The 21,087-nt window shown below is 62.2% G+C and carries 17 protein-coding genes; 4 read left to right on the forward strand and 13 right to left on the reverse strand.

The window, feature by feature from the left end; all coding sequences use genetic code 11:
* Positions 1-92 precede the first annotated feature (92 nt).
* Positions 93-1,136 (forward strand): GDP-mannose 4,6-dehydratase, encoded by a 1,044-nt coding sequence (gene gmd / locus AC1Z32_RS05845; protein WP_483477744.1) that lies wholly within the window; start codon positions 93-95, stop codon positions 1,134-1,136.
* Between the two features lie 7 nt (positions 1,137-1,143).
* Positions 1,144-2,061: a GDP-mannose 4,6-dehydratase gene (locus AC1Z32_RS05850; protein WP_483477745.1), complete on the forward strand. Its 918-nt coding sequence runs from the start codon at positions 1,144-1,146 to the stop codon at positions 2,059-2,061.
* A gap of 44 nt (positions 2,062-2,105) precedes the next feature.
* On the opposite strand, the gene AC1Z32_RS05855 is transcribed toward AC1Z32_RS05850, so the two are convergent.
* The 10 genes from AC1Z32_RS05855 to AC1Z32_RS05900 are packed head-to-tail and all read right to left on the reverse strand — an operon-like array spanning position 2,106 to position 14,763.
* Entirely contained in the window at positions 2,106-3,272 is a 1,167-nt protein-coding gene (locus AC1Z32_RS05855) for a glycosyltransferase family 4 protein (protein ID WP_483477746.1), read from the reverse strand.
* Positions 3,273-3,297: 25 nt separating this feature from the next.
* The gene (locus tag AC1Z32_RS05860; RefSeq protein WP_483477747.1) at positions 3,298-4,482 is read right to left on the reverse strand and encodes a glycosyltransferase family 4 protein; all 1,185 of its coding nucleotides are present in this window, start codon (positions 4,480-4,482) and stop codon (positions 3,298-3,300) included.
* On the reverse strand, positions 4,445-5,971 hold the full coding sequence (locus AC1Z32_RS05865; RefSeq protein WP_483477748.1) for a glucose-6-phosphate isomerase: 1,527 nt from the start codon (positions 5,969-5,971) through the stop codon (positions 4,445-4,447). The genes AC1Z32_RS05860 and AC1Z32_RS05865 overlap by 38 nt, the downstream gene beginning before the upstream one ends.
* Positions 5,968-7,101, reverse strand: coding sequence for a glycosyltransferase (locus AC1Z32_RS05870; RefSeq protein ID WP_483477749.1), 1,134 nt, complete (start codon positions 7,099-7,101; stop codon positions 5,968-5,970). Before AC1Z32_RS05870 ends, AC1Z32_RS05865 begins: the two co-directional genes overlap by 4 nt.
* The gene (locus AC1Z32_RS05875) at positions 7,098-8,057 is read right to left on the reverse strand and encodes a glycosyltransferase family 2 protein (RefSeq protein ID WP_483478212.1); all 960 of its coding nucleotides are present in this window, start codon (positions 8,055-8,057) and stop codon (positions 7,098-7,100) included. The genes AC1Z32_RS05870 and AC1Z32_RS05875 overlap by 4 nt, the downstream gene beginning before the upstream one ends.
* Before the next feature lie 29 nt (positions 8,058-8,086).
* The gene (locus AC1Z32_RS05880) at positions 8,087-10,309 is read right to left on the reverse strand and encodes a polysaccharide biosynthesis tyrosine autokinase (RefSeq protein ID WP_483478213.1); all 2,223 of its coding nucleotides are present in this window, start codon (positions 10,307-10,309) and stop codon (positions 8,087-8,089) included.
* Positions 10,310-10,331: 22 nt separating this feature from the next.
* Positions 10,332-11,516 carry a polysaccharide biosynthesis/export family protein gene (locus AC1Z32_RS05885; protein ID WP_483477750.1) on the reverse strand — a complete coding sequence of 395 codons (1,185 nt, stop codon included), beginning with the start codon at positions 11,514-11,516 and terminating at the stop codon, positions 10,332-10,334.
* Positions 11,495-11,938 carry a low molecular weight protein-tyrosine-phosphatase gene (locus AC1Z32_RS05890; RefSeq protein ID WP_483477751.1) on the reverse strand — a complete coding sequence of 148 codons (444 nt, stop codon included), beginning with the start codon at positions 11,936-11,938 and terminating at the stop codon, positions 11,495-11,497. Before AC1Z32_RS05890 ends, AC1Z32_RS05885 begins: the two co-directional genes overlap by 22 nt.
* Positions 11,939-11,946: 8 nt before the next feature.
* Positions 11,947-13,344 (reverse strand): UDP-glucose dehydrogenase family protein, encoded by a 1,398-nt coding sequence (locus AC1Z32_RS05895; RefSeq protein WP_483477752.1) that lies wholly within the window; start codon positions 13,342-13,344, stop codon positions 11,947-11,949.
* Positions 13,345-13,377: 33 nt separating this feature from the next.
* On the reverse strand, positions 13,378-14,763 hold the full coding sequence (locus AC1Z32_RS05900) for an undecaprenyl-phosphate glucose phosphotransferase (protein WP_483477753.1): 1,386 nt from the start codon (positions 14,761-14,763) through the stop codon (positions 13,378-13,380).
* 345 nt (positions 14,764-15,108) lie between these two features.
* Here AC1Z32_RS05900 and AC1Z32_RS05905 point away from each other — a divergent pair, with 345 nt between their 5' ends.
* Complete coding sequence (locus tag AC1Z32_RS05905) at positions 15,109-16,626, forward strand: mannose-1-phosphate guanylyltransferase/mannose-6-phosphate isomerase (protein WP_483477754.1); 1,518 nt, start codon at positions 15,109-15,111, stop codon at positions 16,624-16,626.
* Between the two features lie 34 nt (positions 16,627-16,660).
* On the opposite strand, the gene AC1Z32_RS05910 is transcribed toward AC1Z32_RS05905, so the two are convergent.
* On the reverse strand, positions 16,661-17,491 hold the full coding sequence (locus AC1Z32_RS05910; RefSeq protein ID WP_483477755.1) for a transposase: 831 nt from the start codon (positions 17,489-17,491) through the stop codon (positions 16,661-16,663).
* Between the two features lie 330 nt (positions 17,492-17,821).
* Complete coding sequence (locus AC1Z32_RS05915; protein WP_483477756.1) at positions 17,822-18,952, reverse strand: acyltransferase family protein; 1,131 nt, start codon at positions 18,950-18,952, stop codon at positions 17,822-17,824.
* A gap of 255 nt (positions 18,953-19,207) precedes the next feature.
* On the opposite strand from AC1Z32_RS05915, the gene AC1Z32_RS05920 reads away from it, so the two are divergent.
* Positions 19,208-20,320, forward strand: a complete 1,113-nt coding sequence (locus AC1Z32_RS05920) for an acyltransferase family protein (protein ID WP_483477757.1) — start codon at positions 19,208-19,210, stop codon at positions 20,318-20,320.
* 38 nt (positions 20,321-20,358) lie between these two features.
* Here AC1Z32_RS05920 and AC1Z32_RS05925 read toward each other — a convergent pair whose 3' ends face one another.
* Complete coding sequence (locus tag AC1Z32_RS05925) at positions 20,359-21,075, reverse strand: DUF899 family protein (protein WP_483477758.1); 717 nt, start codon at positions 21,073-21,075, stop codon at positions 20,359-20,361.
* Positions 21,076-21,087: the final 12 nt, after the last annotated feature.

Consider the following 21,087-nt stretch of genomic DNA (forward strand, 5'->3'; position numbering starts at 1 on the left):
CATGCGTGACGCGTAAAGATCGTCGGCGCGGATATTTTTCCGTTTTCTTTTCCCTAGAATCGGCTCACGACATCATCGACGAGGCATAACTCATGGCCACTCAACTCAAAGCGATCATCACGGGCGTATCGGGACAGGACGGCGCGTATCTCGCGAAGCTATTGCTCGACAAAGGTTATGAAGTGGTCGGCACCTATCGGCGCACGAGCTCGGTGAACTTCTGGCGCATCGCGGAGCTGGGCATAGAGCGTCATCCGAAGCTCAGGCTCGTCGAGCACGATCTGACGGACCTCGGCTCGAATCTTCGCCTGCTCGAAACCGCCGAAGCCGGCGAGCTGTATAACCTCGCGGCGCAAAGCTTCGTCGGCGTATCGTTCGACCAGCCGACGACCACGGCGGGCGTCACCGGTCTGGGCGCGCTCAATCTGCTGGAAGCGATCCGCGTGATCGATCCGGCGATCCGCTATTACCAGGCATCGACATCCGAGATGTTCGGCAAGGTGCAGGCAATTCCGCAATGCGAGGAAACGCCTTTCTATCCGCGCAGTCCTTATGGCGTCGCGAAGCTTTTCGCGCACTGGACGACGATCAACTATCGCGAGTCGTACAACATCTTCGGATGCAGCGGCATTCTGTTCAATCATGAATCGCCGTTGCGCGGACGCGAATTCGTCACGCGCAAGATCACGGACACGGTCGCGAAGATTCGCCTCGGCACGGAAGAACTGCTCGAACTCGGCAATCTCGATGCGAAGCGCGACTGGGGCTTCGCGGCGGAGTACGTTGAAGGCATGTGGCGCATGCTTCAGGCAAGCGAGCCGGATACCTATGTGCTCGCGACCAACCGCACCGAGACCGTGCGCGATTTCGTGCGCATGGCGTTCAGCGCGGCGGGCTATCAACTCGAATGGACCGGCAAGGGTGAGCGCGAACGCGGCATCGATGTCGCGACGGGCCGCACGCTGGTGCGCGTGAACCCGAAATTCTACCGGCCGGCGGAAGTCGAGCTGCTTATCGGCAGCGCGGAAAAGGCGCGCGAAAAACTCGGCTGGGTGCCGACGACGACCCTCGAAACGCTGTGCAAGATGATGGTCGACGCCGATCTGAAGCGCAACGAACTTCAGCCGACCTTCTGAGCGCGCCATGGCACGACGCGCACTCATCACTGGGCTTTCGGGCTTCACGGGCCGCCACATGGCGGTGGAATTGACGCAAGCGGGCTATGACGTGTGGGGCACGACAACGTCATCGCCCGATGACGAAGTGACGGATGCCATTGGCATTCCGGTCGATCTGCTCGACGCCGATGCGCTCAAGTCCTTCGTCGCGGATGCGCGCCCCGATGTCGTCGTGCATCTCGCGGGCGCCGCGCACGTCACGGGCAATGCGCCGGGCAGGACGTATCTCGTGAATATCGTGGGGACGCGCAATCTGCTTTCAGCGCTCGCGGCACTCGACAATAAACCGCGTGCGGTTCTGCTTGCCAGCACGGCGAACGTGTATGGCAATGCTTCGGTCGAGATCATCGACGAAAACGTGACCGTTCAGCCGGCGAACGACTATGCCGTGAGCAAGCTCGCGATGGAGCATGCGGCGCGGCTCTGGCTCGATCGTCTGCCGCTCTTTTTCACGCGGCCATTCAACTACACGGGTGTCGGGCAGAGCGAGGACTATGTTTTGCCGAAGATCGTCGGGCATCATGCGCGGCGTGAGGCGCGCATATCGCTCGGCAATCTTCAAGTAAGCCGTGACTTTTCGGATGTGCGCGATGTCGTCGCGATCTATGCGAAGCTGCTGGAGGCCGCGCCCGTCGGCGAGACGTTCAACATTTGCTCGGGGCGCGGCCATTCGCTTGGGCAAATGCTGCAAATGCTTGCGCACATCGCGCGATATGAGATCGATGTTATCGCCGATCCGAAGTTCATGCGGCGCAATGAGATCGAGCGGCTGGTCGGATCGAATCACAAGTTGCGGAACGTGATCGGGCTGGTGCCGTGTACGCCGATAGAGGATACGCTCGCGTGGATGCATGAAGCTATGCGTGCTCGTGTGGCGGAATGAAGCTTCATGGTGCGTTCAACTGCCGAACGCACCATGAAATCAGCTTAATGCACCGGCCCCACCTCGATCGCTTCCTCATAAACCGCGGCCACTCTTCTGGCAATCACGGAACGATCGAAGTTCTCCCACGCATACCGCTTGCATGCCGCTTCATCCGGCAAATCGAGCGTGCCGTCGAACGTGGCGATAAGACCATCCGCGATGGCAGCCGCGCCCGTCGATTCCAGCACGAGATCTTCCGATAACCCTCGCACCGCCTCCGGCAATCCGCCTACTGGCGTCACGAGCACGGGCGTCCCCGAAGCAAGCGATTCCACGGTGATCAAGCCGAACCCCTCCAACGCGACAGTCGGCACGATACTCACATCCGCCGCGCGATAAAGCGATGCAAGCTGCTCATCGGGCACGAAGCCGAGCAGACGCACGTTGTGATCGAGACCGGCTGCATCGATGCGTGACTGCAACTCATCCGCCAGACGCCCCTTCCCCGCGATGAGCAACAACACGTCCGGCACTTTCTGCTTGACGCGCTCGATTGCCTCGATGAGCGATTCCAGCCCCATGCGTCTGACGAGCCTGCGCACCGCGAGCACGATCGGCCGCCCGAGCGGCAATTGCAGGCGCCTGCGCGCTTCGGAGCGCGTCATCTTCACATCGAACTGCGCGACGTCCACGCAACCCGGCACGACGCGAATACGCTCCTCCGGCACGCCATAGCGCGCGTTCAATATCTGCCCGAAGGCTTCCGACAACACAATCAAACGCGACGAGCGCGCATACACGCGCCGCTCCAGCATGAACTTCGCGCGCTGCCCGAGCGAATCCGATCCTTCGACATGACTCTCATCCGCCCACGGCCCCTGAAAATGCGAAACCTGCGCGATGCCGCGCGTCACATCGAGGGCCGGAAACGTGTAAAGCGCGAAATGCGAGGACACGACATCGGGCCGCTCGTCACGCAAGGTCTCGCGCAACGCACTGCGGGCATTCATCAGGCGGCGCGGCAACGACTGCGCCGCCGGGCCGAAGCCGCGAATCGCGCCGCCCGTATCGGCAGCCACACGCGGCGAGCCCGCGACCACGCCACGCACTTCGACACCCGCCGCCGGCAATGCGCCGACCAGCGTGTAATACATGCGGTCGAGTCCGCCCGCGCGTTCGGGAAACCAGTGCATTCCGATTTGCAGCGACTTGATGGATTGCGTGCTCATAGATGTTCTTGCTCTCCGAAAGTGATCAGGCGCGCGATTGCGCCGAAGCGGCATTCAAAGGCGCAGTTGAGTTGTTGCGCTCGCGCTGCGCGAAGTTGCGGTAAAGATCGAGATAGCGCCGCGCCATGCGCGCCCAGTTGAAGCCCGCTGCAAGCTCGCGCGCCGCCTCGCCCATGCGCGCGCGCCGCTCGGGCGACGAGGCCAGCGCGCCGATCGCTTTCGCGAGCGCGTTCGCATCGTCGGGATCGGCGAGCACGATGCCGCACTCCTCACCGATGATCTCCGCGCCGCCCGCCGTACTCGCCGTGATCACGGGCAAGCCCGCAGCGAGCGCTTCGAGCAGCGAAAGACTCATCGCCTCATAGCGCGACGGAAAGACGAAGGCATCGACGGAGTGCATCAGCGTCGGCATATCCTTCACGAGCCCGAGAAAATGCACGCGATCGGCAATGCCCAACGCGCGCGCCTGATCCGGATAAGGACTGCCCGGCAGATAACCGGCCACGACGAGTTGCACATGCGCCGGAAGCGAAACGAGCGCATGCAGCACCGTTTGCAAGTTCTTGCGCGGCGTGCGCAAGTCGCCAACGAAGAGCAGAAGGAACGCATCGCTCTTCAGCTTGAACGCATCACGATCAGGCTTGGCCAGGCTGAAGGCATTGGTATCCACGCCGTTATAAACGACCTCGACGCGATCCTTATCGATGCCGCCGGCGCGAATCTCCTGCGCCACTTTCTCCGACACCGCCGCGACCACACGCGTTCGCCGATATGCCCAGGCTTCGAGCCATGCGTTCAGACGGCTATAGACCACCTGATAGGCGGACCACGCGCCGCCGCTCAGGCGGAACGGATAGTAAGGGCTTTTCATCCAGCCGCCATGCACGAAATGCGCGGTGTTCACATCGGCGCGCGACCAGGTGATGAAGCCGTTCACGTGCAGCACGTCGTATTCGTCGCGATGCGTGCGCAGCCAGATCGCGCTCTTGATCGCGAACACCTGCTGCTTGACGAGGCGCGTCGGCCATGCGCGGCCCGCGATCACGCGCACCCAGCGCAGGCGCGCGTGCTCCAGCAACTCGGGCGCGACGTGCGATGCAACGAGCGTCACCTCGTGCCCTTCGGCAAGCGCCGCGCGCGCGATTTCGTAATTGACGCGCCCTTGTCCGTCGTTATGTCGCACGACGTGCGTGACGATCGCGATTCTCATTGGCTGGCCCTTGAATGTGAAGGAAGAAAGCATTGCGGCGACGCGTGAGCTTCGAATGATGGCGCGCGGCGATGATCGAGAACAGGGACGTGAAGAGCAGCGATCCGCCCGTGCTCACGAACGTGTTGGCGAAGAGCAGAATGCCGATCATCGAAAAGGCAAGGCTCAAGGCGGCTTGCGCGAACTTGTCGTCGCGTAGCGAGAAGGAAGCGCGCAATGCGCGCACGAGCAACAGCGCGACGCCCGCCGTGTACAGCAGTCCGCCCGGCCAGCCGAGCACGAACGGCACGTTCATCACGCCGCTATCGAAGCTGCCGTATTTGCCGAGATCGCCGTTCGCGCTCGCGAGTTTCGTCGATGTGCCCGTCGCGCCGAAACCTTCGCCGGTTACATCGGTGAAGGCCGTGACCATGAACGTCGTATAGAACTCGTTGCGCGCCGCGTAGCTGCTGTCGTCGCTCAGGTTGGTCATGGTTTGCAGGCGCGTACCGAGCCGATCCGCGATGGGCCCGATCGTCATCAACGGCACCGACAGCACGACGAGCACGATCGCGCCGAGCAGAATGCGCAAGCGCACGCGATTGCTCGCCTTGATAAGCTGCAGCGCCATCGAGATGATCCATCCGCCCCACGCGGAGCGCACGAGCGACAGCCCGAACGACACGAAGCCGAGGCCGCCCGCGATCCATCGGGCGCGCTGCGTGCCGGCCATGACGAAAGTGAGCGCGGCCATCGCGACGAGCGCGAACGGGCCCGACGAATTCATCGTGCTGAACACGCGCACGCCGAGTGGCACGGGCTCGCCTTGCGAAGCCATCTGCGAGCCGATCATCCAGAGCGAATCCCACGGCGGCATGATGAAGAACTGCACGATGCCATACGCGCCCATCACCAGCAGACCGTAAATGAAGGTATCCAGCAGCACCTTGCGATACTTCGGATACTCATGCGCGTTCACCATGATGTGAAAGCCGATCAGCACCGGATACAGCCAGTTCGCGAGATCATAGGTCGCGGCCATTGGTCCGCTCGACGCAACGCCGATCATGTACGCATACGCGATGCCGAGCAGCATCAGCAGCATCGGCAGTCCGCGACGTTGTGCGAGCACACGGTATTGGCGCAACAGCGTGATGCCGCAGATCATCGTGACGACGAGCGGCGCGATCTGGATCAGGCTCGTCGGCGTGAACGCGCCTTTGCCCCAGTCCGCGAGACGCCGCACTTCGGGGCTCAGGAACCAGACCCACCACATGAAGCCCATATAGCGCGCCGGGCTTCTGAAATAGAGCCACAGCGCGGCAAGCGTCGACATCAACGGGAATGCGAGCGTGAGCACGGTGCCCTGGCGCGCGAGCACGAGCAACGCGGTCAGGCCCCAGACGATAGCCTGCGCGGTCCACTCGGGCGGACCCTTGCGCGCCGCGCGCATCGTGCCGATGCGGCCCGCCAGATCGCGCGGTGCGCGCGGCAGCGACGGTGCGTTCATCGCGTCAGCTCGCGCGAGGCGAATACGGCACTTCCCGCGGACGCCGCATCGCTCGCGCCGTGGCCGCGTTCGAGCGCCTCGCGTGTCAGCCGGACGTGTTGAAGCGCGAATTCGCGCGTCGTGTAATCGCGCGCGATGAAATGCCTGAGTGCCGCCTGCGCGCGCGCCAGTGCAAGCGATGGATTCGTGCGCAATTCATCGAGCGTATGTCTGAGCGCGACCGCATCGTGCGCAGGCACGTACGAAACGTGCCCTGTGCCGAAGTAATCGCGCAAGCCGCCTACGTCCGTGACGATCACCGGTTTGCCGAGCGCGACCGATTCGAGCAGCACCGTGAGTCCCGATGCATGCGTGTTCGCCCGCAACGGCACGACGATCACATCGGCCCATTCGTAGAGCTCACGCGCCGCGTTCAGGCCGATGGCAGGCGCCACGTGGACATTCGATGCACGCAACGAGGCCGGCACACGGCGGCGCGTCGCGATCCGCACCTCGTAGCGCTCGTCATTGCGAAACGCGGCGGCGAGCGTCGTCCAGTCCCGGTCGCGGTCATTGCCGATCGCGCCGATCCGCAGTGGCGCATGCGGCGTCCATGCTCGCGGCTCGCTGAGCGCGAAGTCCTGCGTGTTCAGGCCATAGAAGACCTGTGTCGCGTCACGGCCGAAATATTCGCGAACGAGGGCGGCATTCACGCTGGAATGGGTCGTGAGGATATCGGCGCGCGCGATCAGCTTGCGATAAAGCCAGCGCCGCAATGCGCCGTATTCCGGCCATTTGTCGAGCAGCCAGATCGATTGCGCGAGCAACAGCGGTTGGCCCTTGCGCTTTCCCTTGAGCAGCAGCAGGAGCGCCGCCGAAAGATACTCTTGCTCCGTATGCGTCCACACGGCATCGCAGGAAAGAATCGCCTCTCGATTGCGCCATGTATGAATGAAGTCGAAGCCCATTGCCGCTTTCAATGCGCGTCGGAGGAAGCGCATCGGCTTCAACTCGTCGGTATCGTGCGAATAGGAAAGCTCGAAACCCGGCGACTCCGCATGGTGATAGCCATACAGACAGCCGATGCCATCGCCCTTGCGATAGTGCCGTGGGTCCGCGCCATGAAAGAGATGCACGTGCACATGCGTCATAGCGTCCTCGCAGCGGGAATCGTCGGCGTGGATGAATGGCTCGTGCGGCGTGCCTGCCACGCGCCCTTGCGTACCGCGCGCCAGCGATCCCACGCGAGCCGCGCGCCGCCGCGCATCGCGATGAACGCATGAAGCACGCCCGGATAGACGCGCGTGCCGATGAGCGCATACCGCAGCCACGCGATCTCGCGATCGAACGACTCGAGTTCTTCGTTCAGAATCAGGTGGAAGTTATAGGCGGCATCGGTCAGTGCACCGAGCGTTTGCGCATCGCGCCGATCGTCGTCGAAACGCTCGGCCGGGTAATGATCCACGGCAATGAGCGGGTCGTACATTACGTTCCAGCCCGCGCGCCGCACGCTCATGCTGAACGCCATGTCGTTGTGGACCTGCGCGCCCGCGCCGCGCAAACGCGTATCGAAGCGCAGCGCCGATACCGCCGCGCGACGATAGCTCATGTTCGCGCCCTTCAGCATGCGCACGGGCCGCGCCGCGCCGACACCGAGATGATGATTCCCCACCACGCGTCCCGTGCGGCTAATAACGCCGACCTCATGACGCGATGCATCGAGCACGCGGCCTTTCTCATGCACCCAGTCGCGTCCGCCGATCGCACCCAGACGTTCATCGGCTTCGAATGCGCTGGCGATGCGCTCGATCCACTCGGGACGCGGCGCGGCATCGTCGTCGGTGATTGCGATGATGTCCCCATTGGCCGCGTCCAGTCCGCGATTGAGCGCCGCAACCTGACCGCCCGCGCCGGTATCGATCACACGCAGCACGAAACGGTTCGCGCTCTTCAGCTCGATCGCAAGACGCCGCGCGGTCGCTTCATCTTCTGGGCGCGCGATCACCAGCACTTCGTCAGGCATGCGCGTCTGTGCGCGCAGCGCGGCAAGACAGCGCTTCAGGTCGGCTGGCCGCCGATAGGTCGGCACTACCACGGAGACTTTCATCGTCATTTATCCCTCTCCTCTGACACGCGTCATGTGCCGGCGTACTCTTCGACCGCCGCATAATGGGCGCGGCCATAGCCACGCGCGCGCTGCGGCGTGCCGTTGAGAATCGCGCCCTGCACCGCGATGCCCGCCGTGCGCAAGCGGCGCGATGCCTCGGTGATTTCCGCTTCGTTATGCGCGCCCGAACGCAGCACGAGGAAGTTCGTGCCCGCGAGCTTGCCGACGATCAACGCATCGGTCACGGCGAGCACGGGCGGCGTGTCGATGAGAATCGCGTCATACGTGCGTCCGAGCGCATCGAGATATTGCTGAAGGCGCGGCGACATCAATAGCTCCGACGGATTCTCGGGACGCTTGCCCGCCGAGATGAAATCGAGCGAGGGAATGCGCGTCGTACGGATCGCTTCTTCGAGGCCGATCGAGCCCGCGAGCAATTCCGCGAGACCCGGCACGCGTTCACCGTCGAACGAGCGTTCGAGCTTGCCGCGTCGCATATCGCCGTCGATAAGCAATACCTTCTTGCCTGTCGCTGCGAGCAGCACCGCGAGGTTCATCGTGAGAAAGCTCTTGCCGACGCCCGATGCCGGACCCGTCATCATCACCACGCGATTGCGCGCTTCCATCAACGAGAACTGAATCGACGTGCGCAGGCTGCGCATGATTTCGACGCAGACATCGTTGGGGCGCATCGTCGCGAGAATCGGCGCTTCGTGGTCGCGCTCGCGGCGGCGCTTCGCATCGGTATCGAACTTCGTCTGTTCGATGCTTTGCGGCACGAGGCCGAAGATCGGCAACGCCGAGACGCGTTCCAGGCGTTCGGGATCGTCGATACCCTTGAAGATCGCGCGGCGCGCGAACACGAAGCCCGTGCCGAGAATGAGACCGAGTATCACCGCCGCCGACATGATCAGCACTTTCTTCGGCTTGACCGGATCGCCGGGGCGAAGCGCCGCATCGACGATATGCACGTTGCCGCCCGTGCCCGCGCGCTGCACCGAAAGCTCCTGCACGCGGTTGAGCAGCAGCACATAGATGTCTTCCGCCACTTTCGCATCGCGCTGCAACGCGACGGCCTTTACTTCCGATTGCGGCAGATCACGGAAACGCGATGCGTACCGCTCGCGTTGCGCTTCGAGTTGCGCGAGCTGCTGACGTGCCGTCGTCAGCGACGGATGGAGGTTGCCGTAGCGCTGCTCCAGCGTCGCGATCTGCAGGCGCAATGCGGACACCTGCGCTTCGTAATTGATGCTGCCTTCGAGATAGACCTTCGCTTCGTCGCTTGCATTGATGACGCCCGCCTGCCGCTGATATTCCGTGAGCGCCGCTTCCGCATGCTGCAAATCGGCCTTCAGACGCGGCTCTTCGGTCCTGAGGAATTCGAGCATCTTGCTGGCGTCGGCCTGTTTGCTCTCGATATGCTGCCGAAGATAAGACTGCGCCAGCGCATTCGCGATTTCGGCGGCCTTATCGGGATTCTGATTCTCCAGCGAAATCTGAATGACGCCTGTTTGCTTGCCCTGCTCCGTCACGGTGATGCCCGACTGAAAGCTCGCAATAGCCGTGAGATCGTTCGCGCGCATCACTTTGAAACGCGTGCCGTTTCGCGCGACGAGCTTCGTCACGAGCAAGGTCACGCCATTGCCGCTCGCGGATTCGCCGGCTTTGCCTTGCAGAAGCACACGTCCTTGTGGATCGGCGAGTGAATAGCGCGAATCGCCGAGCGCCGTGAGAATGAGATTCTTGCCTTCCCATTGCGGCTCGACATCGATCGAATCGACCTCCGCGATCTCGCCGCCCCACGCATACGACGACAAGCCGAACCACGGCTTCGCCGGTTCGCCCGGTGTCGAAAAGCGCGCGGCGAGGCTGCCGAGCACGGGCAGCGTCATCGGCGAAATGGAGAAGTTGAGCTTGCATTGCGCGACGACAGGCGCGACGACGCCGCGGCTCTTGATGATCTCGATCTCCGCATCGGTAGGCAGCGCGCTCGAACCGGAGTTGATCGCCTGGCCCGTTTGCGTCTGCGTCAACGCCTGCGACGTGTTGTCGTTCGTTTCGACGCGCACGTGGGCATCGGCGGAATACACCGGCTTCGCGATATAGCAGTACACGGCGGCGGCCAGCACCACGAATGCGAAGACGCCGATGAGCCACCAGATATCGTCGATGACGGCCTGAATCAGATTGCCGAGAACGACGTCCTCTTCATCCGGCTTCGGCAAATAGGGATGATCCTGCATGTTCACGATTCGATTCCCCTTATCGATTCCCTTAGCGCGTCAACTGCTTCATATAGAAGAGCGTCTGCAAGGTCGGCAACACCTGGTTGATCAGGCGGTTGAACTGCACCGCGCCCGCCGTGCCTACATAAACCACATCGAGTGGGCGAAGCTGAAACTGCGTGGAAAGCAACAGCGAATCCGGCTGGGACATGTCGAGGCGATAGATATCGGGCCGCGACGGGTTGCTGCGCACGCCGCGAACGATATAGATCTGGCGCACGTTCGCATCGGTATCGAGCACGCCGCCGGCTTGCGTGAGCGCATCGGCAACCGACGCGCGGCCGCGCACCATGTTCACCGGCATCGGCGTCTTTACTTCGCCCATTACGAAGATGCGGCTGTCGTAGCGGTCCGGAATGTTGAGGATGTCGCCCGCCTGCAGCATCACGTTCTGGCTGATATCGCCGCGGTCGAGCATGCCGTTCGCATCGAGCACATAGAGCTTGCCGTTGCGCGTGAGGCGCACGCGCTGCAAGTCGGCTTCAGCTGTCGTGCCGCCCGAGCGCGTGATCGCATCGACGAGCGTGAGCGGCACGTCGCTCACCGCGAGCGGACCGGGTTGCTTCACTTCGCCCGTCACCGCGATCTTCTGGCTGCGATACGCGAGCACGCGCACGTCGAGTTGCGGATTCTTGATGTACGGCGATAGCGCGGCAGCCATTTCATCGCGGATCTCGCCCGTCGTCTTGCCCGCGACGCGCATCTTGCCGATGAACGGAAAGAAGATCGTGCCGTTGGCGGACACGGTCTGTCCGTAGGGATCGGCCTGGCCCGGCAATGCCTGCGTATAGGGCTGCTGCAACGCGCCCGCGACGGTCTGCGTGGTGTTGCCGCCCGTCGATAGGGTGCTGCCTTGCGGCGTCGTGAGCTCCGGGTGATCCCATAGCGTGACGCCGAGAATGTCCTGCGGCGCGATGCGATACACGTATTGCGCGGCATCGGCGAAACGGGCGGGCGGCAGCGGCTGCGCGGCTTCGGGCGACGCCTCTTCCTGCGCGATGGTGTCGGCCGTGATGAGGTGAACGGGGTACGTGGCCGTCGGTGTCGGGTCCTTGTCTTCAAGTCGCGAGGTATCGAGGAAGTTGCCAGGTGCGGTGCTGCACGCGGACAAGAGCGCCGACATAAAGAACGTCAGCAAAAGAACACGGGAAATCAGCATATTTTGTTGAGCCATCCGAGCACTAGCCGTTCGATGAGTCCAAAGCTCTCGCGATACGCGGCCTCATGACCGCCATACGGGTCCATCACTTCCGAGTCTTCCCACTTGCCGAGCAGGTGCACCTTGCCGCGCGTCGTCGGCGCGAGGCGCGCGATTGCGTCGATCTGTTTGCGCTCGGGCACGAGGATCAGATCGGCATCGCGCGCCATGCGCCGATCGAGCCGCCGCGAGCGATGCGACGACGAATCGAGTCCTTGCTCCGCGAGCAGGCGCTGCATCGTCGGGTCGATGTCGTCGCCTTCCTGCGCATAGAGACCGGCCGAGCGGAACTCGATCGGCCTCGCACCGCGCTTCGATAAATGCGCGCGAAACAACATCTCCGCAGCCGGACTGCGGCAGATGTTCGCGTGACAGACGATCAGAACGCTTCCGAACATAAGCGGCTTTATGCAACGTTCGCCGCCACGTTCGCGTCGATCCGCCGCACGCCGCGCCCGATCGCGTGATACTCGATGCCCATTTCGTGCATCGTGTCCGGCTCGTAGAGATTGCGGCCGTCGAAGATCACGGGCGCTTTCAGGCGGCGCTTGATCGTGTCGAAGTCGGGGCTCTTGAACAGCTTCCATTCGGTGACGATCACGAGCGCATCCGCGCCATCGAGCGCTTCCTTGTGATTCGCCGCATACGAAAGGCGTGCGCGCGCTTCGGGCTGACCTTGCAGATCGATGGCGAAGACGCGCCGCGCTTCATCGACGGCGACGGGATCGTACGCAACCACCTTCGCGCCGCGCGCAAGCAACGCGGCGGCCAGCACGCGGCTCGGCGCGTCGCGCATGTCGTCGGTGTTCGGCTTGAACGCGAGGCCCCACATCGCGAACGTGCGGCCCGAAAGATCATCGCCGAAACGCTCGACGATCTTGCGCGTGAGCGTGTCCTTCTGCGCTTCGTTCACGTTGGACACGGCCTTCAGGATGCTCATGTCATGGCCGAACTCGGATGCGGTCTGAATCAGCGAGCGCACGTCCTTCGGAAAGCAGGAACCGCCATAACCGCAGCCCGCATAAAGAAAGTCATAGCCGATGCGCGGGTCCGAGCCGATGCCGCGCCGCACCGCTTCGATATCCGCGCCCACGCGATCCGCGAAGTTCGCGAGCTCGTTCATGAATGAGATGCGCGTGGCCAGCATCGCGTTCGCGGCGTACTTCGTGAATTCGGCCGATTGCACGTCCATATAGAGCGTGCGTTCGTGATTGCGATTGAACGGCGCATAGAGACGCTTCATGCGATCGCGCGCGCGTTCGCCGGGCACGTCGTCGTCGCAGCCGATCACGATGCGATCGGGCCGCGTGAAGTCTTCGATCGCCGCGCCTTCCTTCAGGAACTCGGGATTCGACACGACCGAGAACATGTGGCTCACACCGCGCGCGTTCAACTCGCGCGCGATGGTTTCTTTCACGCGCAGCGCGGTGCCCACCGGCACGGTCGATTTATCGACGACCGTCCTGAAGCCATTCATGTAGCGGCCGATATCGCGCGCGGCGGCGAGCACGTATTGCAGATCCGCCGAGCCGTCCTCATCGGAAGGCGTGCCGACCGCGATGAACAGCATCTCGCCATGCTCCACCGCATCGCGCACGTTCGACGTGAAGCCGAGCCGTCCCGCGTCGCGATTGCGATCGATCACATCCTGCAGGCCGGGCTCGTGAATCGGAATGCCGCCGCTGTTGAGAATGGCGATCTTGCGTTCGTCGACATCGAGGCACAGCACGTCGTTGCCGATATCCGCGAGGCATGCGCCCGTCACGAGTCCCACGTAGCCGCTGCCGATGATCGTCAGTTTCATGATCCAACTCCCGGTGTGTTTTCCTGCTCGGTTTCAATAAGCGTTCGCGCCCGCGAATCCCTTCCACAGCGTCATCGCGACGATCTTCATGTCGAGACCGAAGGTCCAGTGCTGCATGTAATAGAGATCGAGCTTCACGCGGCCCGACATCTTTTCGATGCGGTCCGTCTCGCCGCGATAGCCGTTCACTTGCGCCCATCCAGTGATGCCCGGCTTGATGCGATAGCGATGCATATAACCTTTGACGAGATCCTTGTAGATGTCGTCGTGCTCGAGCGCATGCGGGCGCGGCCCGACCACGGACATTTCGCCCTTCAGCACGTTGATGAATTGCGGCAGCTCGTCGAGACTCGTGCGCCGCAGGAATGCGCCGACCTTCGTCACGCGCCTGTCGCCACGCCGGGCCTGCGTGATTTGTCCCGCGACTTCCTGATGCACTTTCATCGAACGGAACTTGTAGATCTCGAACTCGCGGCCATCGATGCCCTTGCGCTTCTGCCTGAAGAACACCGGCCCCGGCGATGAGAGCTTCACGCAGACGGCGATCACCGCAAGCAGCGGAGACATGCCGATGAGCACGCACGCGGCGAACACGCGATCGAACACGCGCTTCGGCAGGACCTTGATATCCGTGATCGGAGATGCGGCGAGATTGATCGCGGGCACGCCGAGCAGATCGACGAACGCGTGGCCGAAGAACGAGAGGCTGCGCACATCGGGGATGAAGCGCACGTTGACGAAATCGTCCCGAAACTCGGTGACGATGCGGTGAATCGTTTGCTCCTGCGAGATGGGCAAAGCGAGCCACAATTCGCGGATCCGGCGCTCGCGCACCTGCTCGGCGAGCGTCTCGAAGTCACGCTGAATGCGCACTCCCGCAAGCGAGTCACCTTCGATCGCGCCGGAGTTCACATCGATATCGAACACGCAAACGGGACTGAATCCCGCATCGGGACGTCCGCGCATCTGTTCGATGAGAAAGTGCGCATAGGGCGCGGAGCCGACGATCGCCACCGTCTTCTGATTGAAACCCTCGCGCCGCAAGAGCTTCAATGCCGTATGGATGAGCGCCTTCGATACGATCAGCAGACCGACCGTGCATGCGGCCCAATACATCAGCCATAGACGCGACAGCGATTCCGCGCGATGGATGCTGAAGGTAAGCAGCACGCCCGCGCTTTCGACGAGCATCCACGCAACCGTCACGCGCAACAGCAGGTCGTAGACCGGCTTGCCGCGCCATGATTGATAGATGCCGAAAGACGGAAACGTCATGATCATCAGCACGCAGGAGAAGCCGAGCATCGTGCGTTCGGCGTCATCGAGCCAGACGAATTCGCTTGCATTCAGCGCCGCGCCAAGCGACGCGCCCAACACCGCCATGGCTATGTCGACGACTCTCGATATCACGCTCAGCATCGCATTCACCCCGGTTAGAAGAAAGCAGCACGATTTCCGCGATCGCTCACTGCATGGCATATGGAACTTGAATAAATATGTCACTGCAACCGCGAAAATATCTCTGCACGATCGAGCGGATTTTTTTTCTCTTTTTTTATGGATGAAACGCTTGTTCGGCGTAGCTTTCGCGCACGTCTCCCTAAACCGGGGAAATAATTCGAGCTTCTTGAGATCACTCGCTTAGCGCTTTATTCGGCTAAGAAAGTCCGCTTTTTTTAGCGCTTATTTCTTTTATCGTCGCATTTGCTCCGTGCTAAAAATTGGCAAGTCCGCTTATGCGTTTCTTGCGCCAGGAGGCACTTCATGAATGCGTCAGACACCGCGCTTTCGAGCGCATCCACGCTCGCCGCCGAACCCGGCGTGCGCCTCGGCATCCAGCCGGTGATTCTCGCGGGCGGCTCGGGCACGCGCCTGTGGCCGATGTCGCGCGAGCACTTTCCGAAGCAGTTGATCGGCTTGATCGGAGAGCAGTCGTTGCTGCAAGCGACTGTCAACCGGCTCGATGGTTTGTCGGCGCCAAAGAAGGACATGCATATGGCCGATGCCATCGTCGTGTGCAATGAGGAGCATCGCTTCACCACCGCCGAGCAATTGCGGCAGCATGGCCGTCGCGCGCGTCTCGTGCTCGAACCCGTGCCCCGCAACACCGCACCCGCGCTGACCGCCGCCGCGATGCACGCATTGCGTGAAGGCGAGGACAGCGTGCTCGTCGTGATGCCCGCGGATCATGTCGTCACGGACAAGGACGCGTTTCATCGCGCCATTCGCGCCGGCGCGCAATGCGCGGAGGAAGGCGCGATCGTCACGCTGAGCGTCGTGCCCTCGCATGCGGAAACCGGCTACGGCTATATCAAGACCGGCGCGCCAATGTTCGGACGCGGCGCGTTCACGCTCGAACGCTTCGTCGAGAAGCCGCATTTCGAGCTGGCGCAGCAGTATCTCGGTTCGGGCGAATATGGCTGGAACGCGGGCATTTTCATCGTGCGGGCATCGACGTGGGTCGCGGCGATCGAACACTATCAGCCAGCGATTCATGCGGCCTGTCTAGCAGCGTTCGAACGCGGCATCGACGATGGCGAGTTCTTCCGCCTCGATCACGAAGCGTTCGCGTCGTCGCCGTCCGATTCGATCGACTATGCGGTGATGGAGCACCTCGCAAGCGAACGCGGCGACGAAAGGTTCGCGGGCGCGGTCGTGCCGCTCGATGCGGGCTGGTCCGAAGTCGGTTCGTGGGATGCGATCTGGAACATCATGCCGAAGGACGATGCGTCGAACGTGGCGCGCGGACGTGTGATGTTCGAAGGCGCGTCATCGACCTACGCGCATTCGGAAGGGCGGCTCATCGCGTGTGTGGGAACGCGGGATCTCATTGTCGTCGAGACGGTGGACGCGATTCTCGTCGCCGATAAATCACGCGCGCAGGACGTGAAGGCGATCGTCGGGCGCATCAAGTCGGAGCGCGGCAGCGAAGCGGCGGATCATCGCAAGGTGCATCGGCCGTGGGGACATTACGATTCGGTGGATCAGGGCGATCGCTTTCAGGTGAAGCGGATCGTCGTGAAGCCGGGCGCGAGGTTGTCCTTGCAGATGCATCATCATCGCGCTGAGCACTGGATCGTCGTGCGCGGCACCGCGCTCGTCACGCGCGGCACGGAGACGTTCATTCTCGCGGAAAACGAGTCGACTTATATTCCCATCGGCGTGCAGCATCGGCTGGAAAATCCGGGGAAGATGCCGCTCGAGATCATCGAGGTGCAGTCGGGAACGTATCTCGGCGAAGACGATATCGTGCGCTTCGAGGATACCTACGGGCGCAGTTGAACGTACATCGCCTCCAGGGAGGCGATGTACTACTTCATCCACGCAGATCAGCCGCCGCGTGTACTTCCGAGAGTGCCTCGCGCGCGGCCATCACCACTTCGCCACGCGTCGCCTGCGCGGCGATCCAGCGCTTCGCCCATTCGAGCGCATAGATGCGCGCTTCTTCCGTCGATGCGAAGCGCGGCCCGATCAAACCCGAGCGCTCGACGCGGCGCCCATCCTTCACGATCTCGGCCCAGCCGCGAAACATGCTGCCCGACACGGGGCGCGCAATGGGATAGATGCTATAGCCGCGCGCATCATTGACGGGCGCGCAGACCGTCTCGAACGGCAGCGGCGTCTCAAAGGGCCGCGCGGGACGCGGCATGCGCGTGCGTGCCTGCGCCGGCGCCGATGCATTGGCCTGCGCGACGTCGCGTGCCTCGGGCAAGCGGCGCGGCGCGCTCGCTGCGCGACTGAACGGCGACGCATCCGGCGATTGCCACGATTCCGGGTTCTGCCAGAACACGCCTCTCAGGCGGTCGCAATCATAGACGGGCTGCTGCGGCCGCGGCGCCGGCTCCGCCACCGGCTGACGCGGCACATAAGCGAACGAACGTCCGGCGGCCGCCAGTACTTTCACCATTTCGATGAGCGTGCCGTTCATTTGCCACTCGACGAAGCGGCGGCGGCAGGTAGGCACGGTCGGATAGTGACTCGGCAATCTCGACCAGGTTTCGCCGGTCGTGAGGATCCACAAAACGGCATTGACGATGGTGCGCGGATGGGCTCTCGGACGGCCGCGACGATGCTCCCGCACCTCGCTCTCGCCGATCAACGCTGAGACCATCACCCACTCTTCATTGCTGAGTTCGCTGAAAAACATTGCTTTGCTCCATGCAGTCGACTTCGCTGCGGATATTGGACGGCGCGCTAACGAACATCAAACGGCAAGCCCTCCCAGGGGCTTCTTTGCACACCCGATCCAAGGATCTCGAGGTACTCGCAAACGTTTGCTCAAACAACAAAATGGTGCATCCGGCTGGTTTTGCATCGGTCTAGTGCAACGATCGATCCAAATCAGCGCACGATGCCTCTGGTCTCACTCGTGTATGAAGATATGTGCACGAAGCATACCATTACTATGGTTTGCCCGAATATGACAGCAACAGACATTTCGCGCGACACTTAGCAGTTTTTCCGCTAACGCCCGCAGCTAGCGCGAAAGCGCGCTCTGGCTGGCCTCGGAGGACTCGGTTTTGCGCGTGAAGCGACGGTTCTTCAGGCGCAGAATCGGCTCTTCGATAAAGCGCCATGACAGCTTCGCGAGTGTCAATGTCAATATGAACGATGCAATTGCGCTCAACGCATGCGCCCACCACGGAATGCCGGACGCGCCGAACATCGCGATTATCCTGTTGCTCTTGGTGAAGTTCGGAATGAAGCCGTGGTAAAGATAGAAGCCATAGCTGATTCTGCCGAGCGCGGCGAGCGGCGCCCATTCCAGCGCGCGGATCAACGCCGCGCTTTCGCTGCTCGCGATCGAACACACGAGCGCCGCAATGCACGCCCCATAGAGCACATACAGGCCCGCGAAGCGCATCGGGCTCGCGATAGCTTCCCAGGCCGGCTCCACGCTGCATAGCATCGCGACGCATGCGCCGAGCGCGAGCGCGACGGGAAGCGGCTTGACGCAACGCCTGAACGCGTCACCCCTTCGAAGCAGCGCGCCGCCTATTCCACCCAGCGCAAGCAGCCAGAAATTCGTGAGCGGATGCGTGTATATGACGATCGCGGGCTCATCCGCGGCTTTCATCCATATGAGCGCGGCGATGCCCATCACGCAGAGCGCGCAGCAAATGCGAACGTGCCATTTCGCTCGCACGGCAAGCAGAAGCGGTGCGAACACGAGGTAAAACTGCTCCTCGATCGACAGGCTCCACAAATGGGAATAGCGTCCGGGCCAGTAATGCAGCACGTCCGCGATCCAGAAGTTCGACAGATAGGCGAAATGGAACGGCACGCCGGCCAACAGATCGGGGCCCGCGAAGCCGATCGATATCATCAGCGCGAGCGTGGCGAGCAGCAGATAGTAGATCGGGAAGATTCGCAGCGTGCGCCGGTAAAGAAAGCGCTTGAGCTCGGCGGCGAAAGAACTCGTACCGGCATCGATATAACGCCGTTGTGTCGTCAGTATGTCAGTGATGAGAAAACCACTCAGCGCGAAGAATATCCATACGCCGAGATGTCCCAGGCCGCTGCCTTCCGCCATCGCCTTGTGATGGATGAAGACCAGCAGGACGGCAAGCGCGCGCAGGCCGTCGAATCCGCGAATTCTTTCGTTCATGAGGCGCGTCGCCAATGCGGTGAAGCGCAGCCTGAGGCCGCACGATGTCGGCTCATCATAAAGGCGAGAAAAAGAAAAAAATCCTTTAGCGATTTCCGGCGATACCGCTCTGCTTTATTAGCGCGGCACATCGTGGGCGCAAGAAATATTTCCTAACAACGCAAATTATTTATTGCCTATTTTTTTAGCCGATGCTTGGGTCCTCAAGCGCGGCGACGGCATGCCGTCCTCGACTCACATCGAGAGGACCTTTTCATGAAGCATCATGTGCGGGAACTGACCGGCTTGCGCTGCGTCGCGGTGACCATGGTCGTCATCGGGCATGCGCAGCACATGATCGACGGCGGCTATACGGGCTTCCTGACGCCGTTGCGACTGATATCGGACGGGCGGCTCGGCGTGCTCATCTTCTTCGTGCTGAGCGGCTATCTGATCACCGGCATCCTGAACGCCGAGTGGAAAGCGAGCGGCTCCATTCGGCTGCTTCCGTTCTATGCAAGGCGCGCGCTGAGAATATGGCCCGCGTTCTATAGCTATCTCGGGATCGTCGCGATGCTGTCGTTTGCCGGTCTCGTCGATGTCGATCATCGGCAGATCGCGGTGGCGGCGCTGCATCTCTGGAATTATTCGGGCATCGCGGGGATGAGTTCGTTGAATGCGGCGCATGCGGAAGGCGCATGGTATCTCGGCCACTTCTGGACGCTCGCGCTCGAAGAACAGTTCTACTGGTTCTGGCCGCCCTTGCTGTTCTATATCCTCAAACGCGGCGATCAGCGCGCGCTCGTCGCATTGATCGTGCTCGTGCCGCTCGTGAGAATCGCGACTTATTTCGCCGCGCCGGGCCTGCGCGGGCAATTGAGCATGATGCTGCACACAGGTATCGATCCGATTCTGATCGGCTGTTTCGTCGCGTTGAACAAGGACGCGCTCAAGGCGCGAGTCGAGGCGCTGCCGTGGGGAACATTCATTTCGTCCGCGATTGTCCTGCTTCTGCTCTTCGCCATGCCGCCCTTGCAGGCGAAGCTCGGCGGACTCTGGCGCGCCACCTACGGCACGACGATCGAATCGGCAATGGTCGGCTTCGTCATCGTCGTCCTGGTTTCGTGGAGGGACTTCTGGTTTTCGCGCCTCTTGCGCACGGCGCCTTTCGTTTATGTCGGCACGATCTCGTTCAGCCTCTACCTCTGGCAGCAGTTGTTCAGCAACGTGCATTCGCCGGTTGCGTACCGCTTTCCGCTTTGCGTGATCGGCGCGCTCGTGGCCGCGACTGCGAGCTACTACCTGATCGAAGCGCCGTTCGTGCGCATCAAGGATCGCTTCGACGCGCGCCGGCGCGGGCTCGCCGATGCGTCGATGCAGGCGGAATAGGCCACACCGCGCGCATCGCCGCAAAGTACTTCCTGCGATCAGGTCCGCGGACCATAATCGAGCCTCGGATACCAGTCCGTCCCGCGCCCCTCGGGCGTCATGTCGAGCACGGTCCAAAGCGGCATCAGATCCGGCGCGCCGCGCGGATCTTCGCCGGGGTCGGCGGTACCGAAGTCCATCTCGCCGCTCCAGAAATGACGAATCGCGCCATCGCGGCGTGTGAACACGTTGAGCGCGGGCTCATCTCCGCCTTCCGAAGAAATCGCGTGATAGTCACGGCTGAAGTTGCCGTTGGTATCGGAAAAGAGCCTGAGGTCGCGCCAGCCGCGCTCCTCTTTAAACCCGACGAGCTTCGCGAGCGGCGAACGCGCGATCACCGCGAGCGCCACGCGCTGCTCGATATCGCGCGCCTCGCCTTCCCACGCCGAAAGCAGCGAGGTGCACATAGGACAAGGCCGTTCGCGCTGCGGCCCGAACATATAGCTATACGTGACGAGCGTGTCCTTGTCGCCGAAAAGTCCCGCGAAATCGACCGGACCGCGCTCGCCTTCGAAGCGGTAATCGCCCGTCACTTCCCCGCCGGGCGGCAGCGCGCGACGCAATTGCGCGACGCGTTCGATATGCCGCCGCAATTCGATCTCCTCGGCCAGCAGTTCGGTCCGCGCGCGCCGGTACTCGGCGCTCTCGTTGGGAAACCTCATCGTGGCGCGCTTCGCGAGTTCATCGGCGGGAACGTAAGTCTTGACTGTGCTCATTCTCGATCTCCT

It is taken from the genome of Caballeronia sp. 11_S32 (assembly GCF_056930355.1).